The sequence below is a fragment of the Klebsiella sp. CTHL.F3a genome, assembly GCF_019890895.1.
GTDB lineage: Bacteria > Pseudomonadota > Gammaproteobacteria > Enterobacterales > Enterobacteriaceae > Klebsiella > Klebsiella grimontii.
The window spans coordinates 2631535-2656023 of sequence record NZ_CP082360.1; the positions used below are offsets into that span (position 1 = coordinate 2631535).

General features: G+C 55.3%; 27 protein-coding genes. 12 read left to right on the top strand and 15 right to left on the bottom strand.

The features are described 5' to 3' along the window. Positions 1 to 4: 4 nt before the first annotated feature. On the bottom strand, positions 5 to 1378 hold the full coding sequence (gene mdtK, locus K7H21_RS12360; RefSeq protein ID WP_223035820.1) for an MdtK family multidrug efflux MATE transporter: 1374 nt from the start codon (positions 1376 to 1378) through the stop codon (positions 5 to 7). 230 nt (positions 1379 to 1608) lie between these two features. Between mdtK and K7H21_RS12365 the strand changes: the two genes are divergently transcribed. Beyond that, positions 1609 to 2250: a riboflavin synthase gene (locus K7H21_RS12365; RefSeq protein ID WP_004119454.1), complete on the top strand. Its 642-nt coding sequence runs from the start codon at positions 1609 to 1611 to the stop codon at positions 2248 to 2250. A gap of 30 nt (positions 2251 to 2280) precedes the next feature. Here K7H21_RS12365 and cfa read toward each other — a convergent pair whose 3' ends face one another. Continuing rightward, positions 2281 to 3432, bottom strand: a complete 1152-nt coding sequence (cfa, locus tag K7H21_RS12370; RefSeq protein WP_004119456.1) for a cyclopropane fatty acyl phospholipid synthase — start codon at positions 3430 to 3432, stop codon at positions 2281 to 2283. A gap of 298 nt (positions 3433 to 3730) precedes the next feature. After that, complete coding sequence (gene punC / locus K7H21_RS12375; RefSeq protein ID WP_223035821.1) at positions 3731 to 4915, bottom strand: purine nucleoside transporter PunC; 1185 nt, start codon at positions 4913 to 4915, stop codon at positions 3731 to 3733. A gap of 111 nt (positions 4916 to 5026) precedes the next feature. Between punC and punR the strand changes: the two genes are divergently transcribed. After that, complete coding sequence (punR, locus tag K7H21_RS12380; protein WP_004119464.1) at positions 5027 to 5938, top strand: DNA-binding transcriptional activator PunR; 912 nt, start codon at positions 5027 to 5029, stop codon at positions 5936 to 5938. Between the two features lie 18 nt (positions 5939 to 5956). On the opposite strand, the gene purR is transcribed toward punR, so the two are convergent. Further along, positions 5957 to 6982: an HTH-type transcriptional repressor PurR gene (gene purR, locus K7H21_RS12385; RefSeq protein WP_004119465.1), complete on the bottom strand. Its 1026-nt coding sequence runs from the start codon at positions 6980 to 6982 to the stop codon at positions 5957 to 5959. Between the two features lie 296 nt (positions 6983 to 7278). On the opposite strand from purR, the gene cydH reads away from it, so the two are divergent. Both cydH and K7H21_RS12395 read left to right on the top strand, forming a co-directional pair. After that, complete coding sequence (gene cydH, locus K7H21_RS12390) at positions 7279 to 7368, top strand: cytochrome bd-I oxidase subunit CydH (protein WP_049082851.1); 90 nt, start codon at positions 7279 to 7281, stop codon at positions 7366 to 7368. Positions 7369 to 7532: 164 nt separating this feature from the next. Then, positions 7533 to 8699, top strand: a complete 1167-nt coding sequence (locus K7H21_RS12395; RefSeq protein WP_139528801.1) for an MFS transporter — start codon at positions 7533 to 7535, stop codon at positions 8697 to 8699. A 56-nt stretch (positions 8700 to 8755) separates the two neighbouring features. On the opposite strand, the gene sodB is transcribed toward K7H21_RS12395, so the two are convergent. Then, a complete protein-coding gene (gene sodB, locus K7H21_RS12400; protein WP_223035822.1) occupies positions 8756 to 9337 on the bottom strand; it encodes a superoxide dismutase [Fe] in 582 nt (193 codons plus the stop codon). 121 nt (positions 9338 to 9458) lie between these two features. Continuing rightward, positions 9459 to 10313, bottom strand: a complete 855-nt coding sequence (locus tag K7H21_RS12405) for a C40 family peptidase (protein WP_004119468.1) — start codon at positions 10311 to 10313, stop codon at positions 9459 to 9461. Positions 10314 to 10652: 339 nt separating this feature from the next. On the opposite strand from K7H21_RS12405, the gene grxD reads away from it, so the two are divergent. After that, entirely contained in the window at positions 10653 to 11000 is a 348-nt protein-coding gene (gene grxD, locus K7H21_RS12410; protein ID WP_004119469.1) for a monothiol glutaredoxin 4, read from the top strand. A 51-nt stretch (positions 11001 to 11051) separates the two neighbouring features. On the opposite strand, the gene rnt is transcribed toward grxD, so the two are convergent. The 4 genes from rnt to K7H21_RS12430 form a co-directional block, all read right to left on the bottom strand. Further along, positions 11052 to 11696 carry a ribonuclease T gene (rnt, locus tag K7H21_RS12415; protein ID WP_004119470.1) on the bottom strand — a complete coding sequence of 215 codons (645 nt, stop codon included), beginning with the start codon at positions 11694 to 11696 and terminating at the stop codon, positions 11052 to 11054. A 106-nt stretch (positions 11697 to 11802) separates the two neighbouring features. Beyond that, the gene (gloA, locus tag K7H21_RS12420; protein WP_004119471.1) at positions 11803 to 12210 is read right to left on the bottom strand and encodes a lactoylglutathione lyase; all 408 of its coding nucleotides are present in this window, start codon (positions 12208 to 12210) and stop codon (positions 11803 to 11805) included. A gap of 79 nt (positions 12211 to 12289) precedes the next feature. Next, a complete protein-coding gene (gene nemA / locus K7H21_RS12425) occupies positions 12290 to 13387 on the bottom strand; it encodes an alkene reductase (RefSeq protein ID WP_087828204.1) in 1098 nt (365 codons plus the stop codon). A 53-nt stretch (positions 13388 to 13440) separates the two neighbouring features. After that, the gene (locus tag K7H21_RS12430; RefSeq protein ID WP_004119473.1) at positions 13441 to 14040 is read right to left on the bottom strand and encodes a TetR/AcrR family transcriptional regulator; all 600 of its coding nucleotides are present in this window, start codon (positions 14038 to 14040) and stop codon (positions 13441 to 13443) included. A 121-nt stretch (positions 14041 to 14161) separates the two neighbouring features. On the opposite strand from K7H21_RS12430, the gene K7H21_RS12435 reads away from it, so the two are divergent. The 3 genes from K7H21_RS12435 to sodC are packed head-to-tail and all read left to right on the top strand — an operon-like array spanning position 14162 to position 15948. Beyond that, a complete protein-coding gene (locus K7H21_RS12435; RefSeq protein WP_162140793.1) occupies positions 14162 to 14422 on the top strand; it encodes a DUF1289 domain-containing protein in 261 nt (86 codons plus the stop codon). A gap of 48 nt (positions 14423 to 14470) precedes the next feature. Continuing rightward, positions 14471 to 15367 (top strand): aldo/keto reductase, encoded by an 897-nt coding sequence (locus K7H21_RS12440; RefSeq protein WP_223035823.1) that lies wholly within the window; start codon positions 14471 to 14473, stop codon positions 15365 to 15367. A gap of 59 nt (positions 15368 to 15426) precedes the next feature. Beyond that, complete coding sequence (sodC, locus tag K7H21_RS12445; RefSeq protein ID WP_223035824.1) at positions 15427 to 15948, top strand: superoxide dismutase [Cu-Zn] SodC; 522 nt, start codon at positions 15427 to 15429, stop codon at positions 15946 to 15948. Here sodC and K7H21_RS12450 read toward each other — a convergent pair. Genes K7H21_RS12450 through K7H21_RS12460 form a run of 3 tightly spaced genes read right to left on the bottom strand, consistent with a single transcriptional unit; the run spans position 15941 to position 19108 of the window. Beyond that, positions 15941 to 17965, bottom strand: coding sequence for an FUSC family protein (locus K7H21_RS12450; RefSeq protein ID WP_223035825.1), 2025 nt, complete (start codon positions 17963 to 17965; stop codon positions 15941 to 15943). The genes sodC and K7H21_RS12450 overlap by 8 nt on opposite strands. Then, complete coding sequence (locus K7H21_RS12455) at positions 17965 to 18861, bottom strand: efflux RND transporter periplasmic adaptor subunit (protein ID WP_004119479.1); 897 nt, start codon at positions 18859 to 18861, stop codon at positions 17965 to 17967. The genes K7H21_RS12450 and K7H21_RS12455 overlap by 1 nt, the downstream gene beginning before the upstream one ends. Positions 18862 to 18871: 10 nt before the next feature. After that, on the bottom strand, positions 18872 to 19108 hold the full coding sequence (locus tag K7H21_RS12460) for a DUF1656 domain-containing protein (RefSeq protein WP_004119481.1): 237 nt from the start codon (positions 19106 to 19108) through the stop codon (positions 18872 to 18874). Positions 19109 to 19279: 171 nt separating this feature from the next. Here K7H21_RS12460 and slyA point away from each other — a divergent pair, with 171 nt between their 5' ends. After that, positions 19280 to 19720, top strand: coding sequence for a transcriptional regulator SlyA (slyA, locus tag K7H21_RS12465; protein ID WP_029669661.1), 441 nt, complete (start codon positions 19280 to 19282; stop codon positions 19718 to 19720). Positions 19721 to 19760: 40 nt separating this feature from the next. Here slyA and K7H21_RS12470 read toward each other — a convergent pair whose 3' ends face one another. Together K7H21_RS12470 and slyB are read right to left on the bottom strand one after the other, a co-directional pair. Further along, positions 19761 to 21113 (bottom strand): sensor domain-containing diguanylate cyclase, encoded by a 1353-nt coding sequence (locus K7H21_RS12470; protein WP_223035826.1) that lies wholly within the window; start codon positions 21111 to 21113, stop codon positions 19761 to 19763. Positions 21114 to 21338: 225 nt separating this feature from the next. After that, complete coding sequence (slyB, locus tag K7H21_RS12475) at positions 21339 to 21806, bottom strand: outer membrane lipoprotein SlyB (RefSeq protein ID WP_002907749.1); 468 nt, start codon at positions 21804 to 21806, stop codon at positions 21339 to 21341. A gap of 269 nt (positions 21807 to 22075) precedes the next feature. On the opposite strand from slyB, the gene anmK reads away from it, so the two are divergent. The 3 genes from anmK (at position 22076) to pdxH (ending at position 24330) form a co-directional block, all read left to right on the top strand. Beyond that, complete coding sequence (gene anmK / locus K7H21_RS12480; RefSeq protein ID WP_004119512.1) at positions 22076 to 23200, top strand: anhydro-N-acetylmuramic acid kinase; 1125 nt, start codon at positions 22076 to 22078, stop codon at positions 23198 to 23200. Positions 23201 to 23292: 92 nt separating this feature from the next. Beyond that, positions 23293 to 23616, top strand: a complete 324-nt coding sequence (gene mliC, locus K7H21_RS12485) for a C-type lysozyme inhibitor (RefSeq protein ID WP_014229593.1) — start codon at positions 23293 to 23295, stop codon at positions 23614 to 23616. A 57-nt stretch (positions 23617 to 23673) separates the two neighbouring features. After that, entirely contained in the window at positions 23674 to 24330 is a 657-nt protein-coding gene (pdxH, locus tag K7H21_RS12490) for a pyridoxamine 5'-phosphate oxidase (RefSeq protein ID WP_004119519.1), read from the top strand. Positions 24331 to 24489 lie beyond the last annotated feature (159 nt).

The window sequence follows — 24489 nt, forward strand, 5'->3', positions numbered from 1 at the left end:
CGGGTTAGCGCGCAGCGCGCTGTAAAATGATGCTGGAAGGCTGACGCTGCAGGAAACGCATACGCAGCATCATCATCACGGCGGCGGAGGTGAGACCAATAATAAATCCGCACCAGAAACCGGCGGGGCCCATGCGCGGCACGATCAGATCGGTCAGGGCCAGCAGGTAGCCGCTCGGCAGACCCAATACCCAGTAGGCGGTAAAGGTAATAAAGAAGATGGAACGCGTGTCTTTATAGCCGCGCAGGATCCCGCTGCCGATCACCTGAACGGAGTCGGAAATCTGGTAGATGGCCGCGAGCAGCATTAGCTGGGACGCCAGGGCCACGACCTCGGGATTGTCGTTATACAGCAGCGCAATTTGCTTACGCATCAGAATGGTGAACACCGCCGTGAAAACGGCCATGCACACCCCAACGCCGACGCCGGTTCTGGCTGAGGTCTGAGCCTCCAGCGTTGAACCCTGCCCGAGACGGAAGCCTACGCGAATCGTCACCGCTGCCGCTAGCGAGAGCGGTAAGACGAACATCAGCGAGCTGAAGTTAAGGGCAATCTGATGCCCGGCCACGTCAACGATCCCCAACGGCGAGACCAGCAGCGCCACGACGGCAAACAGCGTGACTTCGAAAAACAGCGCCAGCGCAATCGGCAGGCCCAGCTGCACCAGACGCTGAATGACGGCGAAATCCGGTTTGCTGAATCGCTCCTGGAGATGAATTTCACGCATCGAACGCGCGCGGCGTACCCAGAACAGCATGCTGAAAAACATCACCCAGTAAACCGATGCCGTCGCTACGCCACAGCCAATCCCGCCAAGTTCCGGCATACCGAAGTGACCGTAGATAAAAATGTAGTTCACCGGAATGTTGACCAGCAGGCCGATAAATCCCATGACCATACCCGGCTTGGTTTTCGCCAGCCCTTCACATTGGTTACGGGCAACCTGAAAGAACAGATAGCCGGGCGCGCCCCACAGCAGCGCGCGCAGGTAGCCGACCGCTTTGTCCGCCATCGCCGGGTCGATGTTATGCATTGAGCTGATAATGTAACCGGCATTCCACAGCACGACCATCACCAGGACGGAGACGAAGCCGGCCAGCCAGAATCCCTGGCGCACCTGGTGTGCGATACGATCACGACGGCCGGAACCATTCAACTGAGCAATAACGGGCGTCAGGGCCAGCAGCAGGCCGTGGCCAAAGAGGATCGCCGGTAGCCAGATGGAAGTGCCGATGGCAACGGCCGCCATATCGGTGGCGCTATAGCCGCCCGCCATCACGGTATCGACAAAGCCCATGGCGGTTTGGGCGACCTGAGCAAGAATAACGGGTATAGCCAGTGCTAATAACTGACGCGCTTCAATAAAATACTTCTGCACGTGAACACCTATATATTGTTGTTATTGGAGGACTAAAAAAGCCGCCATCAAGGGCAGCAAGAAGAAAAAGCAGAGGGATTTGCCAGACTATTGTAGCGAGGATTAGCCATTTAGCCAGTGAAAAAATTCCTCTGCACGTTGTGCGCTGGCAACCTGTTTTGCCAGCTGTTATTGTTCGTCATAGCCGAAAACGGTACTGATACCGTCACGAATTTATACAGGAGCAAAATATGTTTACCGGTATTGTGCAGGGGACCGCCAAAGTGGTGGCTATTGATGAAAAACCCAACTTTCGCACCCACGTTGTGGAGCTGCCTGAGCATATGCTCGCGGGGCTTGAAACAGGCGCTTCGGTAGCGCACAACGGCTGCTGCTTGACGGTCACCGATATCAATGGTCCGCGAGTAAGTTTTGATCTGATGAAAGAGACCTTGCGGATAACCAATCTGGGCGCGATCCGCGAGGGCGACAGCGTCAACGTTGAGCGCGCGGCCAAATTCAGCGATGAAATTGGCGGTCACCTGATGTCAGGTCATATTATGACCACCGCGGAGGTGGTGAAAATTCTGACCTCGGAAAATAATCGCCAGATTTGGTTTAAGGTTCAGGACCCGACGTTGATGAAATATATCCTCTACAAAGGATATATCGGCGTCGATGGGATTAGCCTCACCGTCGGTGAAGTGACGCCAACCCGGTTCTGCGTGCATTTAATTCCGGAAACGCTGCAGCGCACCACGCTTGGGGTGAAAAAGCTGGGCGATCGGGTGAATATTGAAATCGATCCGCAGACGCAGGCGGTCATTGATACTGTTGAGCGCGTGCTGGCGGCGAAAGAAGCAGAAGCGGCGCTGAAAACGGCGGCCGAATAATAAATTCCCCCGCCGAAGCGGGGGAAATTTTTAGCGGGCCACGCGCAGACCGTGTTCGGCTCCGCGAGAAAAAACCACCTGCCACAGCTGAATATCGCGCGCGCGGAAAGCGCCGGCGCAGGCATTCAGGTAATAGCTGAACATGCGTTTAAAGCGTTCTGAGTAGTTGTCGGCAATTTCCGGCCAGCTATTAAGGAAGCGCTCATACCAGGCCATAAGCGTGGTGTCGTAGTCGGCGCCGAAATTATGCCAGTCTTCCATAACAAAATGCGATTCGCTGGCTTCGGCAATATGGCGCACCGACGGCAAACAGCCGTTAGGGAAGATATATTTGTTGATCCAGGGGTCAACGCTATGGTCGGTTTTTTTCGAGCCGATGGTATGGAGCAGGAAACGACCTTCGGGCTTCAGATTACGATCGACCACATCAAAATAGGTGGCGTAATTTTTAGGTCCGACGTGTTCGAACATGCCGACTGAAACAATACGGTCAAAGCTCTCGTGCAGGTCGCGATAGTCCTGGAGGAGGATGGTGACGTCGAGGTCAGCGCAGCGCTGCTGCGCCATTTTCTGCTGCTCCGCCGAGATGGTAACGCCCACCACGCTAACCTGGTAATTTTTGGCCATGTAGTAGGCCAACCCGCCCCAGCCGCAGCCGATATCCAGCACCCGCATGCCGGGCTCAAGCTCAAGTTTACGGCAGATGAGATCTAATTTGGCCTGCTGTGCGTCATCAAGAGTTTCCGCGTCTTTCCAGTACGCGCAGGAATACTGCATATAAGGGTCAAGCATGCGGCTGAACAGATCGTTACCTAAATCGTAATGCTCCTTGCCGACAATCCAGGACCGTTTTTTACTTTGCAGATTGAATAAGCGTGCGCTGGCGATACGCAAGGTATCTTTGAAATGATGGGGAAGCTGATTTTCCAATCCGGCGCGTAAAACTTTATGGAAAAATATATCCAGCCGTTCACAATCCCACCAGCCGTCCATATAGCTTTCGCCTAGCCCCAGCGACCCCTCCTGCAAAACACGCTTAAAAAAGAGCGGGTTTTTAATCCGTAGATCGGAAGGGGCAGGACCATTAATTTCGATGCCCGCACGGCCTAATAATTCAGCTGCAATTCGGTACCAATCATCATTTGGTACACTGACTACTTCTTCTATACACGATGAACTCATAGCTTCTCCATCACGCCCAAGTGATCAGAACCTTAAAACAGCGTAGACGCTTTTTTGGCTTTGTGAGAAATCTCACGGATAATCCGTGAGGCTGCTATCCGACGTAGAACAGAGGAAGGGAGGTAACCCTTGCCGAAAGGCCTTCCATGGGGAAACGGGATGCATCCTGCTCCCGTTTAATCAATTAATCTTTCTATTTATGTGATGCTGGATCCAGTATAGGCCGCTAAAAACAGGCTTTCAACAAAAATATCTTAGCAAGCTAACTACTGAATTCTATAACTATCAGCAGAATAGCTTACGCATGTGACGATTCTGTTGCAGGATGCGCGGCTTTATACTGCATGCGGTAGCCTATGCCGGCCAGCACGATGGAGACCAGCATCACGCTGGTGGTCGTTTGCAGCGGCGTGGCAATCAGCGTAGAAACCAGCAGGCTGGTCAGGAAACAGAGACCAAGCTGCAGAGTGTTTTGCAGCGCCGCAGCACGCCCGGTCGCCTGCGGGAATGGCTTCAGGGCCTGCGAGACGACGATCGGATAAATACCGCCGTTCACCACCGCCATGGCGCAGAACGGAATCATCAGCCCAATAAGCGTCGCGTTCTCCCGCAGGCCAACCAGCCAGGTGGCGGCGACGCTGACGGCAAAAATCGCCAGCAGCCAGGGAAGAATTTGCTGCCCCTGCCATTTTTGCAGCGCCGCGCGGCAGCCGTAACCGCCCACCAGAAACGCGATAGTCTGTGGAACATAGCTCAGGCCAATAACGGTCGGGCCGTAGCCCATTTCATGGAGAATAAACGGCGAGCCCGTGAGCCAGGCGAAAAAGCTGGCGGAACAGGCGGCATAGATCAGCACGTTACCGCTATATTCCCGCGAGCGCAGCAGGGCGAGGAAGGTGAGCTTCTTCTGGGCGCTGACGATCGGTTTATTCGCCGGCTTCAGGCGCAGGGCCGGCAGCATCAGCAGTAGGGTAATGGCGAACAGAACGGCAAAAATGGCCTGCCATTCGAAGTGAACCAGCAGCCAGCTGCCAAGCAGCGGTGCCAGCGCCGGCGATAAACCAACCAGCGGCATAATGGCGGCGAAAATGCGGTTGGTTCTTTGCGCGGGGTAATAATCGGTTACCATCGCCTGCCAGGTCACCGCGGCGGCGCAAACCCCCAGAGCCTGGATAAAGCGCAGCGCCAGCATCAGGCCGGCATCGCGCACCCACAGCATCCCCAGGCAGCCGACAGCAAAGATAGCCAGGCCGCTCAGCAGCACCGGCTTACGGCCGTAGCGATCGGAAATGGGGCCCCAGAAGAGCTGCCCAAGCGCAAAGCCCGCCAGGAACAGGCTCAGGCTGGCGCTGACCGAGGCGGCGGAAGTATTCAGATCCTGTTGCATGGCGGCGAAAGCCGGAAGATACATATCGGTGGCCAGAAAGCCCAGTACGCTGAGGCCAGCCAGCCAGACTAAAAATCCTTTCCCAGGTTGTTGCATAACGTTCTCTTTTTATTGTGCAGGTACGATGGCGCAGAGTGTAGGGAGTGCATTAAGGCTTGTGAAACGCTAATATTTGTCAGATGAGTTCAAAAATTTTGTAGGCAGAAAATGTGGTCTGAATACTCGCTTGAGGTTGTCGATGCTGTCGCCCGCAACGGCAGCTTTAGCGCCGCCGCCCAGGAACTGCACCGCGTACCCTCGGCCGTCAGCTATACCGTACGTCAGCTGGAGGAGTGGCTGGCGGTGCCGCTGTTCGAACGCCGCCATCGGGATGTGGAATTAACGCCGGCCGGCGTCTGGTTTTTACAGGAAGGGCGATCTGTTATCAAAAAAATGCAGATCACCCGCCAGCAGTGCCAGCAGATCGCCAACGGCTGGCGCGGGCAGCTTTCTATCGCGGTTGATAACATCGTTAAACCCACGCGTATGCGGCAGATGATCGTTGATTTTTATCGCCATTTTGATGACGTCGAGCTGATCGTCTTTCAGGAAGTGTTCAACGGCGTCTGGGATGCGCTCGCCGACGGTCGCGTGGAGTTAGCCATCGGCGCGACGCGCTCAATTCCGGTAGGGGGACGCTACGCCTTCCGCGATATGGGGATGCTGAGCTGGGACTGCGTCGTTGCGAGCCACCATCCGCTGGCAAAAATGGCGGGGCCTTTGAGCGATGACGTGTTGCGCAACTGGCCGTCGCTGGTCAGAGAGGATACGTCACGCTCGCTGCCAAAGCGGACCACGTGGCTGCTCGATAACCAGAAGAGGGTCGTCGTGCCGGACTGGGATGCTTCTGAAACCTGCCTCTCCGCCGGACTGTGCGTCGGTATGGTGCCCGGGCATTTAGCGCGTCCGTGGCTGGATAGCGGTGAATGGACGGCGCTGGAGCTGGAGAACCCCTTCCCGGATGCCGCATGCTGCCTGACGTGGCAGCAAAGCGACGCTTCGCCGGCGCTGCTCTGGTTACTGGATTATCTTGGCGATAGCGAAACGCTAAATCGGGAGTGGCTGCGGGCGCCGGAATAACCGACCCCGCAAGCAGCGCTAACGGCGGTAATCGACAAACGGACCGTCGGCCACGGAACGGCGCTCGACCAGACGCGGATGGACTTCAATCGACTGCGAGACTTCACGCTTATTGACGATACGGTCCAGCAGCATATTAAAGGCCGCTTCGCCAAGAGAGTCTTTAGGCTGATGAATAGTGGTCAGCGCCGGGCTAAAGTAGCGAGCGTTGCGCACGTTATCATAACCGATCAGTGAAATATCCTGCGGCACGCGCAGGCCCATTTCATCCGCCGCGCAGATGGCGCCCATTGCCATAATATCCCCGCCGCAGAAGATGGCCGTTGGGCGAGGATGCTGGGCGAGAATTTGCTGCATGGCGCGGTAGCCGGATTCCGGCTCGAAATCACCCTGCACAATCCAGTTCTCCGGGACGTTAATCTGCGCCTCTTCCATCGCTTTCATAAAACCCGCCAGCCGGCCTGCGCCGGTGTTACGCTCCAGCGGGCCGGGGATCACGCCGATGTCGCGATGGCCGCGCTCAACCAGGTAGCGTCCGGCGATATAGCCGCCCTCGAAGGCGTTATCGACGACCGAGTCGGTGAAGTCGGCTTTTGCCTCGCCCCAGTCCATCACCACCATCGGGATATGGCGATACTCTTCCAGCATGCTTAACACCGATTCCGGATACTCAGAACACATCACCAGCAGGCCGTCTACGCGTTTCTGCGCCATCATTGACAGATAGGCGCGCTGTTTCTCCGGGTCGTTCCATGCGTTACCGAGGATCAGGGTGTAGCCCTTCTGGAAGCAGCTTTTCTCGACGGCTTCGATAATCTCAGCGAAATAGGCCGCTTCGCTGCTGGTCGCCAGCAGACCAATAGACTTGGTGTGATTGACCTTCAGGCTGCGGGCAACGGCGCTGGGGGAGTAATGCAGTTCTTTTATTGCCGCCCACACCGCATTGCGCGTCTCTTCCGCAACGAATCGGGTTTTGTTAATCACATGTGACACTGTTGTAGTGGAAACGTTTGCGCGCTTCGCTACATCTTTAATAGTTGCCATTACTTCTCACTCCAGACCTTGACCTGATCGTCTGTTTATCGGTACGTAAACGTTTGCCTGTACACACCCTGACGCCAAAATTGAGCATGGCATCACGTCGGGAAAACGACACAGAACGACAGGAAGGGGTCAATGGCCGATACGCTTTCAAATTAGCGTGGGATTTTGTCCGATCTTGGGGCAAAGGGGAAGAGCAAAAATGTGCATCACTCTAAATCTCGGAAGATTTTTACGCTATTCTGTGTAAAAATGAGCAAGCTCACTTTTCATGTGGGGATAATCAGGGGGAAAAATTGATGGATACAAATTTAAAGTTTTCGCTGACAACAACGATTATTGTTTTGGGTTTGATTGTTGCCGCAGGTTTGACCGCAGTACTGCACTAGTTCTGCGATAAGGGAGGGGCCGCTCTCCCTTTGCTCCACCTATTATTATCATTTTCGCAAAAATCTTTTGCCATTTCGTTCACTTTTGTTTTTCTGTGATTGATGTCATGCTTTTGACTTCTGATGAAATGCCGTCGCGGAAGGCGGCCTGATGGAGTCCCTGCATGAAAATCAACTTTCCCCTGCTCGCGCTGGCGATTGGTGCCTTTGGCATCGGCACGACCGAATTCTCCCCGATGGGGCTATTACCGGTAATCGCTAAAGGCGTGGACGTTTCGATTCCGGCGGCGGGAATGCTGATTAGCGCCTATGCCATCGGGGTAATGGTCGGCGCGCCGCTGATGACGCTGCTGCTCTCCCACCGCGCGCGCAGAAATGCGCTGATTTTCCTGATGGCGATTTTTACCCTTGGCAACGTGCTCTCTTCCATTGCGCCGGATTACACCACGCTGCTGCTGTCGCGGATCATTACCAGCCTTAACCACGGCGCTTTCTTTGGCCTGGGCTCGGTGGTGGCGGCAAGCGTAGTGCCAAAACATAAGCAGGCCAGCGCGGTGGCGACGATGTTTATGGGGCTGACGATCGCCAACATCGGCGGCGTACCCGCAGCAACCTGGCTGGGCGAAACCATCGGCTGGCGAATGTCATTCCTTGCAACGGCGGGGCTGGGCGTGGTGGCAATAATCGGCCTGTGGTTTTCCTTACCGAAGGGCAGCGTCGGCGAGCGCCCAAACGTGAAGCAGGAGCTTTCGGTGCTGATGCGTCCGCAGGTGCTGTCTGCGCTGCTGACTACCGTGCTGGGGGCGGGGGCGATGTTTACGCTCTATACCTATATTTCCCCGGTTCTGCATACCATTACCAACGCCTCTCCGCTGTTTGTCACCGCGATGCTGGTGCTGATCGGCGTGGGCTTTTCGCTGGGCAACTACCTTGGCGGTAAATTTGCTGACCGCTCCGTTTCCGGGACGCTGAAGGGGTTTCTGCTGCTGCTGATGGTTATCATGCTGGCGATCCCGCTGCTGGCGCAATCGCAGGTGGGCGCCGCTATCAGTATGGTTGTCTGGGGCGCGGCGACCTTTGCGGTGGTGCCGCCTTTGCAGATGCGAGTGATGCGCGTGGCTCACGAAGCGCCGGGGCTGTCGTCGTCGGTCAATATCGGGGCTTTCAACCTTGGAAACGCGTTGGGAGCGGCGGCGGGAGGCGCGGTCATTAGCGGCGGCCTGGGCTATACGTTTGTCCCGGTGATGGGGGCGATTATCGCGGGCGTTGCGCTGCTGCTGGTGCTGTTCAGCGGTCGGACGCAGCCGGAAGAGGCGTTCGCTAACCGTTAAGATCGCGAGAAGTGAGATAAGAACCGCAGAAGCCGTATGGCTTCTGCGGTTTGCTTTTATGGTGCCAGGTTAGCGGCAACAAACTTCCAGTTTACCAGCGCCCAGAAGTGTTCCAGATAGTTCGGACGAGCGTTCCGGTAGTCGATGTAATAAGCGTGTTCCCAGACATCCACGGTCAGCAGCGGAGTGGCGTCGCTGGTCAGCGGCGTACCCGCGTTGCTAGTGGAGACAATGGCCAGGCTACCATCGGCGTTTTTCACCAGCCAGGTCCAGCCTGCGCCGAAGTTTTTTGCCGCCGCGTCGGTGAATTTGGCTTTGAAATCAGCGAAGCTGCCGAATGATTTAGCGATAGCCGCCGCCAGTTCGCCTTGCGGTTCGCCGCCAGCGTTTGGCGCGAGGCAGTTCCAGTAGAAGGTGTGGTTCCAGACCTGCGCGGCGTTGTTGAAGACGCCGCCATCGGAAGAACGCACGATCTCTTCCAGGGTTTTCCCTTCAAACGCGGTGCCTTTGATCAGGTTATTCAGGTTGGTGACGTAGGCCTGGTGGTGTTTACCGTAATGGTATTCCAGGGTTTCTGCGGAAATGTGCGGCGCCAGGGCGTCTTTTGCATATGGTAATGCAGGTAATTCGAACGACATTGCTACTCTCCTTTTTATAGTTTGTACGCGCAATAACCATGTATTGCGCAGGGTAATAGTAGCAAATTAAAAGATGTGGCAAAAGAGAGCGTTACCCTGCCGCTGAAGCGGCAAGGCATATTTAGCGAATGGTTTTCGGCGTCATAACGCGACGCGCGCCGACGTAGTGACGTACCCAGTAATCGTCGCTTAATGAGGTGATCTGAATATCGCGGCCGGTGCGCGGAGACTGGATAAATTTGCCGTTGCCCACGTAAACGCCGACGTGATCGGCAGTCCCGCGCCCGCGGGTACGGAAAAAGACGAGATCCCCGCTTTGTAGCTCACCGCGATCCACCGGACGGGCGTCGCGCAGGTGATACATCTCATTGGCGGTGCGTGGAATATGGATTTTAACCAGGTCTTTATAGGCATAATAGACCAGACCGCTACAATCAAACCCGGTGCGCGGGGAAGTACCGCCCCAGCGATAGGGTTTACCAATCTGATCCATCAGCTTTGACATCGCGGTGCTTTGCGCTTTTTGTACCCGCGCCTTATGCGCATCGGCGATAGTCAGCTGCGGCTCATCGGCGATGGGTTTGCAGCGAGTTTTATAGCCTTTACGCACCACGCACTTTTTCTGCACGCTCGCCGTTGCCATCTTGCTTTCTGCTATCGACCTTGTCGAGCTGGCGCACAGTTTTTTATAGCCTTTGCGCAGGACGCATTTTTTGGTGACGCTGGCGGTCTGGCGTGACGCGGCTGATTTGCTACGGCTGGCGGTTGACGTTTTCTTGCTGGGGGTTTTGGCGGTAGTTTTACTTTTGGAATTGACTGCTTTTTTCTTACGCTCTGCGGTCGTGCCCTTGGCCGGATGCGCTTTTGGCGTGGCCGAAGCGTGCGTATGCCCGGAAGCATGCGCCAGCGGCGTCAGTGAAATAGATGTAAAAAGTAATGCACAGAGCGAAATCGCGATTTTGTTAAGACGCGCCACTGAGCACTCCCCTGATTAAATTACAGACATATACAGATGCCTGACGATGAATGACAAACCGCATCGATTCTAAAGCATAAAATCGTGGAGAGTTACTACTCTTTTGTATCTAAAGTCTCGTTTGGTTAACATTTGCAAAAAAATGCTTCCGTCAGCGCCTCCGGCGCATGAAAAGCACGCAACGCGTTGCCGCGTATAGCAATAAAATGATATTTTTGAGGCAACTTTGGCCTACAGAAGATAAAATGTGGCAAGTGAAAAAAATGTTATTATCGGTCCTGCGTTCAGGACGCTACAATGACAAATTACTGCCGTAGAGAAGTTTGAGGAAGCACGACAATGAGCACGACTTTAGAAAAAATCCAACATCAAATCGCTGAAAACCCGATCCTGCTGTACATGAAAGGGTCACCGAAACTGCCAAGCTGCGGTTTCTCCGCACAGGCCGTGCAGGCACTGTCCGCCTGTGGCGAACGTTTTGCCTACGTCGATATCCTGCAAAACCCGGACATCCGCGCAGAGCTGCCGAAATACGCTAACTGGCCAACCTTCCCGCAGCTGTGGGTGGACGGCGAACTGGTCGGCGGCTGTGACATCGTGATTGAAATGTATCAGCGCGGCGAACTGCAGCAGCTGATTAAAGAAACGGCCGCTAAGTACAAAACTGACGAGCCGAAAGCGGAGTAATTCTGCTGCTAATAAAAAAGCGACTTCCGATGAAGTCGCTTTTTTTATCGTTTATTCTTCGGCCATCGGCAATGGCCAACCGCCGAGCCGCTTCCAGCGGTTGACGATTTCGCAGAACAGCTGGGCGGTTTGTTCGGTATCGTATAGCGCGGAGTGCGCCTGGGTACCATCAAACGCCATTCCTGCGGCAATACAGGCTTTCGACAGCACCGTTTGACCCAGCGCCAGGCCGCTCAGGGCCGCGGTATCGAAGGTGACGAACGGGTGGAACGGATTACGTTTCAGCCCCGCGCGCTCTGCCGCCGCCATGGTAAAACCGTGATCGAACGTGGCGTTATGCGCAACCATGATCGCGCGGCTGCAGTCGCTATCTTTCATCCCTTTACGGACCATTTTGAAAATCGCGTGCAGCGCATCGTATTCGCTTACCGCGCCGCGCTCGGGGTCGTTGGGGTTAATACCGTTAAAAGCCAGGGCTTCGGGCTGCAGGTTGGCGCCCTCAAAAGGTTCAACATGAAAATGCAGCGTTTCGTCCGGCATCAGCCAGCCTTCCTCATCCATTTTCAACGTAATAGCGGCGATCTCCAGCAGGGCGTCGGTTTTGGCATTAAACCCAGCGGTTTCAACATCGATTACCACAGGATAAAAACCGCGAAAACGGTCGCACAGACCATTAAGTTGAACGTTCTCGGACATCAGATTCTCTTAGCTGGAAAAAAGTAGCGCGCATTATGGCAAATTTTGCCGCGCCTTGCAGCAGGCGGGGGGATAAAACAGCGGGCACCGCGGGTGCCCGAGCAGATTAATTGCCGAGACCCTTACCGGCGTCTTTCTCTTCGATCAGTTCGATTTTATAACCATCCGGATCTTCGACGAAGGCGATGACGGTGGTACCGCCTTTGACCGGGCCGGCTTCACGCGTCACGTTGCCGCCGTTCTGGCGAATACGCTCGCAGGCTTCGGCCGCGTTTTCAACACTCAGCGCGATATGGCCATAAGCGCTACCGAGATCGTACTTATCAACGCCCCAGTTGTAGGTCAGCTCAATCACGGCGGTATCGCTCTCTTCGCCGTAACCCACGAATGCCAGCGAGTATTTATACTCCGTGTTTTCGCTGGTGCGCAGCAGTTTCATGCCCAGTACGTTGGTGTAAAACTCAATCGAACGTTGCAGGTCGCCAACGCGCAGCATGGTGTGAAGTAAGCGCATAATGTCCCCTATGCAGTTTATGTTGATACAGCAGAGCGTTGAGTATAGCGGCGATAACCCGCCGCTATCAATGGAGGGATTACAGGGTCGGGTAATCGGTATAGCCTTCCGCGCCGCCGCCGTAGAAGCTTTCCGGACGCTGTGGATTCAGCGCGGCCTTTTTCTGCAGGCGCGCGACCAGATCCGGGTTGGCAATGTAGTCGCGACCAAAGGCCACGGCATCGATGAGGCCTTTACCGATCAGATCGTTTGCCTTTTCGACCGTGTAGGCGCCAGCGCCGATAATGGCGCCGGGAAAACGGTCGCGTACTTTCTGACGGAACTCATCGCTATACGGCTGACCGCCGGCCCAGTCCGGCTCGGACATGTGCAGGTAAGCGATACCGCGTTTGGCCAGCTCTTCAATCAGATAGAGCGCATCGGCCTCTTCATTTGGACCATTATCGACGTTCTGGAAGCTGCCAATAGGCGAAACGCGAATACCGATACGGTCGGCGCTCCACTCTTTACTCGCCGCATCAACTACTTCCAGCACCAGGCGCGCGCGGTTTTCCACGCTGCCGCCATACTGGTCAGTACGGTGGTTGGAAGACGGGGAAAGGAACTGGTGCAGCAGGTAGCCGTGCGCGGAGTGCAGTTCGACAAGGTCAAAACCGGCATCGCGGGCGTTGCCTACCGCCTGACGGAAATCATCAACAATCCCCGGGATCTCATCGGTGTTGAGCGCGCGCGGCATTGAGGTGTCGACGCGAATAGCATGGCCGTTTTCATCGCGCAGCGAGGTACGGGTACCCGCGCTTATGGCCGACGGTGCCACCGGGGCGGCGCCGCCAGGCTGGATGCTGCTGTGCGAAATACGCCCGGTGTGCCACAGCTGTACGGCAATACGCCCGTTTTCGGCGTGTACGCCGGCGGTGATTTTTTTCCACGCTGCAATCTGTTCTGGGCTGTGCAGACCCGGTGCGCCCGCGTAGCCTTTAGCCTGAGCGGAAATCTGGGTGGCTTCGGAAATAATCAGGCCAGAGCTTGCGCGCTGACGGTAATATTCGCCCATTAACGGGGTAGGGATATCGCCCGGTTCAATGCTGCGCAGACGCGTCAGCGGAGCCATAAATACGCGGTTGGGTACGGTTACCGCACCCACTTTCAACGGGGTAAACAACTTTGATTCTGACATAATGACTCCTGAGTAGACCGGTCGTCTTGAAACTGATGAAATAAAAACGCCTGTTAAACGCCAGGCGCAGCAATAATATTTTTAGCGTGGGCAAGGGCGCTTTCCAGCGGCGTTGCGCTACGCGTAATCTTGGCCTGCAGATTTGCCCCCAGCCACAGGGAGTAGAGCACCTGGGAAAGGGTGAACGCGTCGCCGTCAAACTCAAGGCTGCCTTCCTGACGGCCTTTCTCCAGCGCATCGCCCAGCAGAATAATGATTTGGCTGGCGCCTTTATCCATCGCGGCGCGCATATCTTCCGACAGATCGCAGACCTCAGCCGACAGCTTCACCGTCAGACAGCCGCTAATAATGCCCTGCTGGCAAAATTGCGTCAGCGTATGCTGATAATAGGCCAAAAGTCGGTCGCGGTAGTTTCCCTGACCGTGGTCAAAATGCTCCACCAGGCGCTGAAGGTATCCGGCGTAATGATGCTCGAGCAGCGCAACGCCAAAGGCTTCTTTTGAGCGAAAATAGTGATAGAAAGAGCCTTTTGGCACTTCCGCTGTTTTCAGTAGTTCACTCAGCCCCATGCCGGTAAATCCCCGATGCATGCAGAGCTGCTCGCCGGTGGCCAGGATATGTTCGCGTGTGTTGCATTCACTGTGCTTGTTCATAGCGCTTACTGTAATAGACCGATTGGTCTAATGCAAGTCATAATTAAAAATGCCGCCTGGCGCAGAGGGCGATGAACAAAATTTGCGTACGGCGAATGAAACGTCTTCAATAAAGAAAGAGATGAGCGGCAGGAGAGGCGAAGTGGCTGAACAACTGGAGTTCTTCCCGGTGCAAAGTCCGTGCCGGGGGATTTGTCAGTCTGATGAACGCGGCTACTGTCGGGGGTGTATGCGTAGCCGCGACGAGCGTTTCAACTGGCAGAAAATGAGCGATGCGCAAAAGCAGGATGTTTTGCGTTTGTGCCGACAGCGGCTACTGCGCAAATTACGCGCAGCTAAGCAGGATAGTGCGGAAGAACCGCAGCAACCCTCACTGTTTTGAGCCTAAAATTGCGTATACTCAGGGCACATTTTTGTTGAGGAAGCTGTTATGGTTCAGCGTATTGCTATGGCTCCGCAGGGGCCGGAATTTTCTCGTTTTGTGATGGGTTACTGGCGTTTGATGGACTGGAATATGTCCGCTAAAGCGCTGGTGAGCTTTATTGAGCAACACCTGGATCTGGGCGTCAGCACTATCGATCACGCCGATATTTATGGCGACTATCGCTGCGAGGCGGCGTTTGGCGACGCGCTAAAGCTGGCCCCGCATCTGCGCAGCCGGATGGAAATCGTCACCAAATGCGGGATAGCCACTAAAGCGCGGGCGGAAAACACCATCGGCCACTATATTACCGACCGTGACCATATCGTTCTCAGCGCCGAACAGTCGCTGCGTAATCTGGCAACCGACCATCTTGATCTGCTGCTGATCCATCGTCCAGACCCGCTGATGGATGCGGATGAAGTGGCGGAAGCCTTCCTGGCCCTTCACCATAGCGGCAAGGTTCGTCACTTCGGCGTATCGAACTATACCCCCGCCCAGTTTACCCTGCTGCAGTCGCGCCTGCCATTTACCCTGGCGACCAACCAGGTGGAAATTTCTCCGGTCCATCAGCCGCTGCTGCTTGACGGTACGCTGGATCAGCTTCAGCAACTGCGTATTCGCCCGATGGCATGGTCCTGCCTCGGCGGCGGTCGTTTGTTTAACGACGACAGCTTCCAGCCGCTGCGCGATGAGCTGGTGCGCGTTGCTCAGGAGCTGAATGCGGAGAGCATTGAGCAGGTGGTGTACGCCTGGATCCTGCGGCTGCCATCGCAGCCGTTACCGATCATCGGCTCAGGCAAAATCGAGCGCGTGGGATCCGCGGTGGTTGCTGAAAGGCTAAACATGAGCCGCCAGCAGTGGTTCCGCATTCGTAAAGCGGCGCTAGGCTACGACGTACCGTAAACACCGACACCTCAGCGATGGCCTACACTTAATAGCGATAGAGCCATTAAGGAGGTGTTATGCAACGATGTATTCTCGCCATACTTACCCTGGCCGCGTGCGCAGGCGCGCAGGCGGCCAGTGAAAGCGTCGATATCAATCTTGTTACCAGCCAAAGTGTCGGTCAGGCTATCGGTAGCGTTAAAATCAGCGAAACCGCGAAAGGACTGGAGTTTACGCCGGATCTGAAGGCGCTGCCTCCCGGCGAGCACGGCTTCCATATTCACGCCAACGGTAGCTGCCAGCCCGCGATTAAAGAGGGCAAAGCCGTCGCCGCTGGCGCAGCCGGTGGGCACTACGATCCGCAAAAAACAGGAAAGCATGAGGGGCCTGACGGCGCGGGGCATCTCGGCGATCTGCCATTCCTGGTGGTCAATAACGACGGTAAAGCCACCCAGCCGGTGGTGGCGCCGCGTTTAAAAACGCTGGATGAGGTGAAAGGCAAGGCGCTGATGATTCACGTGGGGGGCGATAATATGTCCGATAGCCCGCAGCTCCTTGGAGGCGGCGGCGAGCGGTTCGCCTGCGGCGTGATTAAGTAGTTCTTTCCGTTAGCGTTCCGGCAATAGGCGCCTGCTCCAGCTGGGAGAGCGCGCACCACAGCCGCCAGATTACCGCCGCCAGCTCTTTGGCCGCCGGCTGGTGGTGGTGGTTAAGCGCGTCGCAGATGCGCTGCAGCTCCTGGAGCGTAGAGGCGAGCGGACGCTGCTGTACCCCGCGCTCGCTCATCACATCCCGCAGCAGGCTGATACATAAATCACGCACCTGCGACAGCGGGTCGGAGCGGGTTTCCCATTCGCGTAGCTGCCACACCACGTGCGAACAGTTGAGCAACACCACGCCCCAGCGCAGCAGCCAGCGGCGCGCCAGCGCATCCTGGCTATTGCTGAGCTGGCTAATATGGTGGTAAACCAGCGATTCAAATTCGTGCTCGCTGTGCTGCGGGCGGCGGCTGAGCTGGTCGACAAAGTGACGCCGTAACGCACGGATATGGCGGCGGCTTTTACGCGCGTCCGAACCCGGGCTGATAATGGCAAAAGCCAGCCAGGCGAGGCCTACGCCAATGATTTTTCCCAGATTATCGTTAAGAAACGATGCGTAATCGTAGACCGGCGGGTTGGTGACCGAAATAAACGACCCCATAAAGACAATCAGCTGACCCCACAGTCCGGCGAGCTTAGGCATCTGTAGCTTCAGCAGTTGCATGGTCGTCAGCAGGGGAAACAGGAACAGCAGAAACTGCCATAAATCGGTGATCTGCACCATCAGGCCAAACTTTACCCCAAAGCTAAAGAGCGAAAGCAGGATCAGGGTGCGCATCAACAGCGTTAAGGACTTAAACGGTGAAGGAGAGACCGAATAGAGGACGCAGCAGATAGCCGCCAGGGTCAGGGCCGCGGCGCAGGCCTGCCACTGGGTGCTAATTCCCCATGCGCCGACCATTACCAGCGCGCAGAAAGTGCGAACGCCGTTCCACAAGGCTTCGGCCTGGTCGGTATGGCGGGCCAGCGCTGGCGCAGAAGGCACGTTAAATTCAGTCACCGCGGTGGCGTTTTCGATGCGCATGAGCCAGCGGCTGCTCACCAGGTAGAGACGACAAAAGTAGCGCAGACGCTTCCAGAAGGCGATATGCCGGTAATCAGCGTCCGCGGGCGGCGCCAGCGGGGCGATAATGCGGGCGACGCTCAAGGCATCGGCGTTTGTATGCGCTAATTCGTTAAGCAGTGACTCGAGGATATCGCGGGTGCGGGCGGGGGCGGTGGGCCAGTTAAGCAGCATCCGCCGCAGGCTCGAAATCACGCTGGTCATTCGCAGTTGCTGATGCAGCAGATAGTTCAGCAGCGGGTTTTGCCGGCGAAAGCGATAGTGGCTCCAGAAGGCCTGGATACGCAGCAAATTCATGGTCAGAATTTGCCCAATCACGCTCTCGTGAGCGGTGCGGATCGCATCGGTGGTTTCCGGCACCCACAGCAGGCTGGCGTGTTCCAGCAGGCGCGCGTGCATGTTTTTCAGCGCCGTCAGCAGCGTAGCGCCATCGGACGTGCTCGGTAGAATCATCATCATCAGCCCACCGCACAATATACCGACGATAACCTCACAGACGCGCGACTGGGCGATGGTCCACAGTTCGTTGGCGTCAGTGATATTGATAACCGGAAAAGCGATGATCGCGCAGGTATAGCCCGCGAGCTGGAAGGCGTAGGCGACATTATTGGTGAACATCGCGCAGGCCCAGGTACAGAGGGCTATCCACGCTGAAATGCTGAAGAGAAACAGCCACGGATCGTTGAGCGTGTGCCCGGTCAGCAGCAGCGCCGCGCAGGCGCCGAGCAGACTGCCGGCAATACGCCCGAAGCTTTTGCTAATCACGCCGCCGACGGTGGGAAAGCTGACTACCGCGGCGGAGGTCATTGCCCAGTAGGGCTCGTCAAGATTCAGCCAGTAGGCGATGCTCAGCGCCAGGCACATGGCAATCCCGTTGCGCAGGGCATAGCGCCACTGCGGACGGCTGGCCTTAATCCACGGGAGCGCGCGCCACGACAGGGCCTGTAGCTTCATTACTGCGCGCCGATGGCAACGGTACAAGTGGTACCGGAGACCAGAGTGGTATCCGGCGGCAAATGGTCAAACTCGATGCGTACCGGGACACGTTGGGCAAGGCGGACCCAGGGAATATTCGGTTTAATATTGGCCACCAGCCCGCCGCTGCTCTCCACGCTCTGGTCGACTATCGCGCGTCCGATGCTGCTAACGTGACCCTGTAACTTTTGCTTGCTGCTATAAAGAATAATCTGCGCGCTATCGCCGGGACGAATATGACGCAGTTTGGTTTCTTCAAAATAACCCACCACGTAGAAGGAGTGGCTGTCGACGAGGGCGAAAACCGGGTGGCCAACGGTGGCGTAGTCGCCAACGCGGGTCGAGAGATTGGTGACCCAACCGTCAACCGGCGCTTTGATTTCCGTCTGCGTGAGCTGCCATTGGGCGTGATCGAGCGTGGCCTGCGCCACGCCAACCACCGCCTTAGCGGCTTCGAGGTTGGTCGTCGCAGTATTCAGCGCGGTATTGGCGTTTTCTAAATCTTCTGCCGAGATGAAATTCTGGGAAAGATGACGCCGGCGGTTAGCATCGCTGGCGGCTTTTTTCTGTTCCGCCTGCGCGCGGGCGACTTCTGCTTTGGCTTTAGCGAGCTGCGCGCGGGCGTTGAGCAGGGCAATTTTATAGGGCGTGTCGTCGATTCTGAACAGCACGTCTCCGGCCTTCACCAGCTGGTTATCGCGCACGTTTAGCTGCAGGATACTGCCGGAAACCTGCGGCGTGACGCCAACCTGTTCGGCGCGCACCTTGCCGTCGCGGGTCCATGGGGATTGCGTGTAGTAATTCCAGACCAGCCAGGCGGCAATAATGGCCAGTGCGGCAACCAGCAGCGTGGATAAGTATTTTAGTTTTTTCATGGAATGAACATTACCAGATAGTCAGTAAAACCAGCGCCAAACAGACGGAGAGCGCAAAGAAGGAGAGGTCCATTAACAGGGGATGCCAGATCTCGCCTGCGTACATCCAGTCCCGCAGCTGGCGATGGACTATCAGCCAGATAAAAAAGCCCAGCAGAACCGCTTTAAAGACAGGAGGGAAATAGACAGAAGCGCCGAACACCAGGTCCTGGAGCGACAATCCGGCAGTGTTAAGACTCAGTTTCACAAGCAAAAATCCTTTGCCGTTGCAGGAAGAATGTTCAGGTGATGCGATTATTCACATTGTAAATCATTGTTCTGATTCTAGTGAATCAGGTAATTCATTTGTTTTGGTAATTTAAATGCTGCACACTATTCTAAAATCAGTATAATAACTTAGCAAGCTAATTATAAGGAGATGAAATTGGAATCGCCACTTGGTTCTGATCTGGCACGTTTGGTACGCGTCTGGCGCGCGCTAATCGACCATCGCCTGAAACCTCTGGAGTTAACGCAGACGCACTGGGTCACGCTGCATAACATTCACCAGCTGCCGCCTGAACAGTCGCAGATTCAGCTGGCGAAGGCCATTGGTATTGAGCAGCCGTCGCTGGTTCGCACGCTCGACCAGCTGGAGGAAAAAGGGCTTATTTCTCGCCAGACCTGTGCAAACGATCGGCGGGCAAAACGTATCAAGCTTACGGAAAAGGCCGAGCCTCTGATCAATGAAATGGAAGAGGTTATTGGCAAAACGCGTGATGAGATTCTGGCTGGCGTTTCCAGGGAAGAAGTGGAAACGTTGCTTAATTTAATTCGTAAACTTGAACACAACATCCTCGATCTCCAGGCAAAAGATTGACTTTAACGGGGCCTTGAAAGACTCAAGGCCTCTTTTTTATCTATGCATGCCAGACCACTACGCGGTTACGCCCGCTGTTTTTCGCTTTGTACATCGCGGTATCCGCACGCTTAACGCACTCTTCTGCCGAAACACGCGTATCCAGCGCCGTGAAAACCCCCATACTGATAGTCATTCTTTCGGGTAATCCTTCCTGCTTCTCGCTGACGGAGAGGCGGATGCGTTCGGCGATAGCCAGTGCTTCCTTTGCGCCGATATTGACCAGCAGTAGGGCAAACTCTTCCCCGCCGATACGCGCGGCAGCGTCGTCCTGGCGCACGTTGTTCTGCAACACGCTGGCAGCAAATTGAATTACCTTATCGCCCTGCACGTGACCGTAGGTGTCGTTGATGCGCTTGAAGCGATCGAGGTCGCAGACGATCACCGACAGCGGTTGTGAAGCGGAAACCTTCGACAATCGTTGATTCAGGGTTTCATAGAAATAGCTGCGGTTATACTGTCGGGTCAGGGGATCGCGAATCGAGTTTTGATAAGAGCGAATGTATCTGTCGTTTGATTGACGATAGAGCATAAAAACATCGCACAGCAGAACTAAAATCAGAAACAGGGTGCTAAGCGTTTCAAAGAATCGCGCCTGGCTCCAGGCGTGACTGCTGTCACCAGCCGTTGCGAGCAGAACCATTAACGTAAATATATAGGCGGTACAAAAAAAGGCCCCGCTGTACCAGAATATATTACGCAATTGGGTCAGGCTAATCAGTAAAATCAGCGTTACAGACCATATGATAATTAATAACCAGCCAATACGATTATGCCACAGTGGCGTAAAAGTGTAGGTCAGATTATCAAGGAATTCAATACTAAAAAGCGGGGAATTGCTGGAATGAATCCACGATAATATAAGCACTGCGGTAATAAAAATAAAGCAACCTGTCAGTACCGTACGGTTAATTTTACCTGAGCTAAGGGTGAGGTTGCGAAAACGGTATAATACAATCGATGTTATAAATAAAATGGCCATCATTACGTTGCGGAAAAAATAAAAAATCAGCGCGTCATTTTGGTTAATGGCGCGACCCTGTCCGCAAATCAACCAGTCGGGATAGCTGCCTATCGTTCCCAGCATCAGCATAGCCGAGCAGGCAAAGGCGAAGATAATCGGAACCAGGTACAGTCGTTTTTTATCGCACAGATATTTCATTGCCATAAAACAGGCAATCATAATATGAAAAGTCATCAACGAAATCGTCAGCACAGGAAAAAGCATGGATGATGTTGTAGGTATACGATGAATTAACGAGTCGCTGAGATAATTAAGCGTGGTAACCGCAAGGGTACACGCGGCAGCGTAAAGAAATATCCGTTGGGGTAAGCTTTTTATATTAGCGCGCATAGTCAATATCCCTGAAAAATGCGAGGGTAAACGACGAAGGTATCGTAAATGATTTAAGTATGACTCATTGAAGATTACTTGATGGCAGCAGGAAAAATATTGCGCGGGCGCAAAGAGTGGAGGCGCGGCAGGAACCTATAAATCTATTTATATCGTTTATTGATACTGGTAAATGATATATCTATAGCATTAATAAGCGGCCCGTCAGGGCCGCTGGGGTTAGATTTAGCGTGGGGATACCGTAACCTGGCTGCCGCTGCCGGCAATAGCTACGCGCTGGCCAACGGAGAACGGCGTGCTGCCTTGCTTTTGCACTACCATAATAGTGTTACCGTCATCTTTGCGGATTTCCAGCTCAACGCCCTGGGTTTTGTTCATCGCACCCTGTACGCCCTGACCGGCTACGCCGCCGGCGACAGCGCCTGCTGCCGTTGCCAGTGAGCGGCCCGTTCCGCCGCCAATGGTGTTACCCAGGAAGCCGCCGAGTACCGCGCCGCCGATGGCGCCAATAGCATTGCTGTCATCTCCGCTCTGAATCTGCACCGCGCGGGTATGGACAATAGTGCCGTAGGTCACGCTCTGGACCTGTTTGGCTTCGGATGCGGAGTAAACATCGCCGGACAGACCGCTGCTGCTGACGCAGCCTGCAAGCGTAAAACCAATCATCGAGACAGCCAAAACACGTAAAATCATTTATGAATCTCCTGTTCACCAAGAAGCGTTCTGTTGAACTTCCTTGTAGCCAATTATATGGCATTTAAGCGTCTGCTGGCATAGCAGATGCAGTGACTATACAAAAAATAATAATCAGAGTCGTCTCAACCTAAACTAAACACAAGTTCTTTACCCTAAGAACGGCAGCGCTGCTTGTATTGTTAAAAAGTATTATAGCAGCATAGCATTGCCCCCTCGTTTATGGTGGAGTGTGGGGATATACGGAGTCATGGAATGAAGGAAAGCGTATGAAATCAGGCCGCTTTATCGGCGTAATGTCCGGCACCAGCCTTGATGGTGTTGATGTTGTCCTCGCAGCAATTAATGAAAATCTGGTCGCCCAGCAGGCCAGCCTGACCTATCCCATCCCCCTGGCTATTAAAGAAGACATTCTGGCCATCTGCCAGGGACAGCAGCTTACGCTGTCGCAGCTGGGACGGCTTGATACGCGTCTGGGACGGCTGTTCGCCGATGCGGTTCAGGCGTTGATGGCGCAGGAAAAGTTACAGGCGGCGGACATCATCGCCATCGGCTGCCATGGCCAAACGGTCTGGCATGAGCCTACGGGCGACGCGCCGCATACCTTACAGATTGGCGACAATAACCAGATTGCCGCGCGTACTGGCGTGACGGTCGTCGGCGACTTTCGTCGTCGCGATATGGCGCTCGGCGGGCAGGGCGCGCCGCTGGTTCCGGCGTTCCACCACGCGCTGCTGGCGCATCCGGTAGAGCGTCGAATGGTCCTTAATATTGGCGGTATCGCCAACCTCTCCCTGCTGGCGCCAGGGGTACCGGTGCGCGGCTACGACACCGGGCCCGGCAACATGCTGATGGATGCGTGGATCTGGCGTCAGTGTGGCAAACCCTTCGATAAGGACGCGCAGTGGGCCAGCGAGGGTAAAGTTGTGCTGCCGCTGCTGCAGGATATGCTAAGCGATCCGTGGTTTGCGCTACCGGCGCCGAAGAGTACCGGTCGCGAATACTTCAACTACGGCTGGCTATCGCAGCATCTGGCGCGTTATCCGGGGCTTCGCGCCCAGGACGTGCAGACCACCCTTGCGGAACTGACCGCCGTCAGCATCAGTGAACAGGTGCTGCTCAGCGGGGGATGTGAACGCCTGCTGGTCTGCGGCGGCGGCGCGCGCAATCCGCTGCTAATGGCGCGTCTGGCGGCGCTGCTGCCGGGAACGGAAGTGTCGACCACCGATGAGGCGGGGATCAGCGGGGATGATATGGAGGCGCTGGCATTCGCATGGCTGGCGTGGCGGACGCTTGCCGGATTACCCGGCAACCTCCCTTCGGTAACCGGCGCGTCGCAGGCTTCCGTGCTTGGCGCGATTTTCCCGGCAAATCCGCCGCAAAATCAGAGTTAACTGAAATCACCCGCGGCGGTTTCTTCGTAAACTGAACAGCGTTGAGGGAGGGCGTTATGCCTTCCCGGACCGGGAAAGTCGAAGGCAAATTAATGAAAAAAATACTTATTCTTGCGGTACCTTTTATGCTCGCGGGCTGTAGCTACTACAACCAGTTTGTCGAGCGGATGAATACGGACACGCTGGAGTACCAGTGCGACCAGAAGCCGTTAACCGTCCATCTTAATCATACTCGCCAGCAGGTCAGCTTTATCTACGATAACCAGCAGCTCAACTTGCAGCAGGGGCTATCCGCGTCCGGAGCGCGGTATACCGACGGCGTTTACGTCTTCTGGTCGAAGGGCGATAGCGCCACGGTCTATAAACGCGATCGCATTGTGCTGGAAAACTGTCAGCTGCAAACCGCCAAACGTTGAGATTTCGGTCATGGGGGCGCACAATGACGCTACCCTTTGATTATTTTCTCAATTGCCATGTCTGATAACGACGAATTGCAGCAAATCGCGCACCTGCGCCGTGAGTACACCCGTGGTGGCCTGCGTCGCCACGACCTTCCAGCCGAACCTCTGGCGCTATTTGAACGCTGGCTGCGTCAGGCCTGCGATGCGAAGCTCGCTGATCCAACGGCGATGGTCGTCGCCACCGTTGATGAAAACGCCCAGCCTTACCAGCGTATCGTTTTGCTTAAGCACTACGATGAAAAAGGTCTGGTGTTTTACACCAACCTTGGCAGCCGCAAAGCCCACCAGATTGAAAAAAATCCCCGCATTAGCCTGCTTTTCCCATGGCATATGCTGGAGCGCCAGGTGATGGTTATCGGTAAAGCGGAACGCCTTTCAACGCTGGAAGTGGTGAAATATTTCCACAGCCGTCCGCGCGATAGCCAGATTGGCGCCTGGGTGTCGCAGCAGTCCAGCCGTATCTCGGCGCGCGGCATCCTTGAGAGTAAGTTCCTTGAGCTTAAGCAAAAGTTCCAGCAGGGCGAAGTTCCGCTGCCGAGTTTCTGGGGCGGATTCCGCGTCAGCATCGAGCAGATGGAGTTCTGGCAGGGCGGCGAGCACCGTCTGCACGATCGTTTTCTCTACCAGCGGCAAAACGGCGGCTGGCAAATCGACCGACTGGCGCCATAAAGGACGCAAAAATGTTGTGTTAAGCGCTGGTGCATCGTGGCCCGGCGCTTTATTCTATACGCTTCATTTTTCAAGCTGCATCTTTGTTAGCCGCGCCTGTCTGGCTCTGTCGCTTACCTGAGTAAGTTCCCTGGGCTTTTACATGCTTGCCGCCGCGAT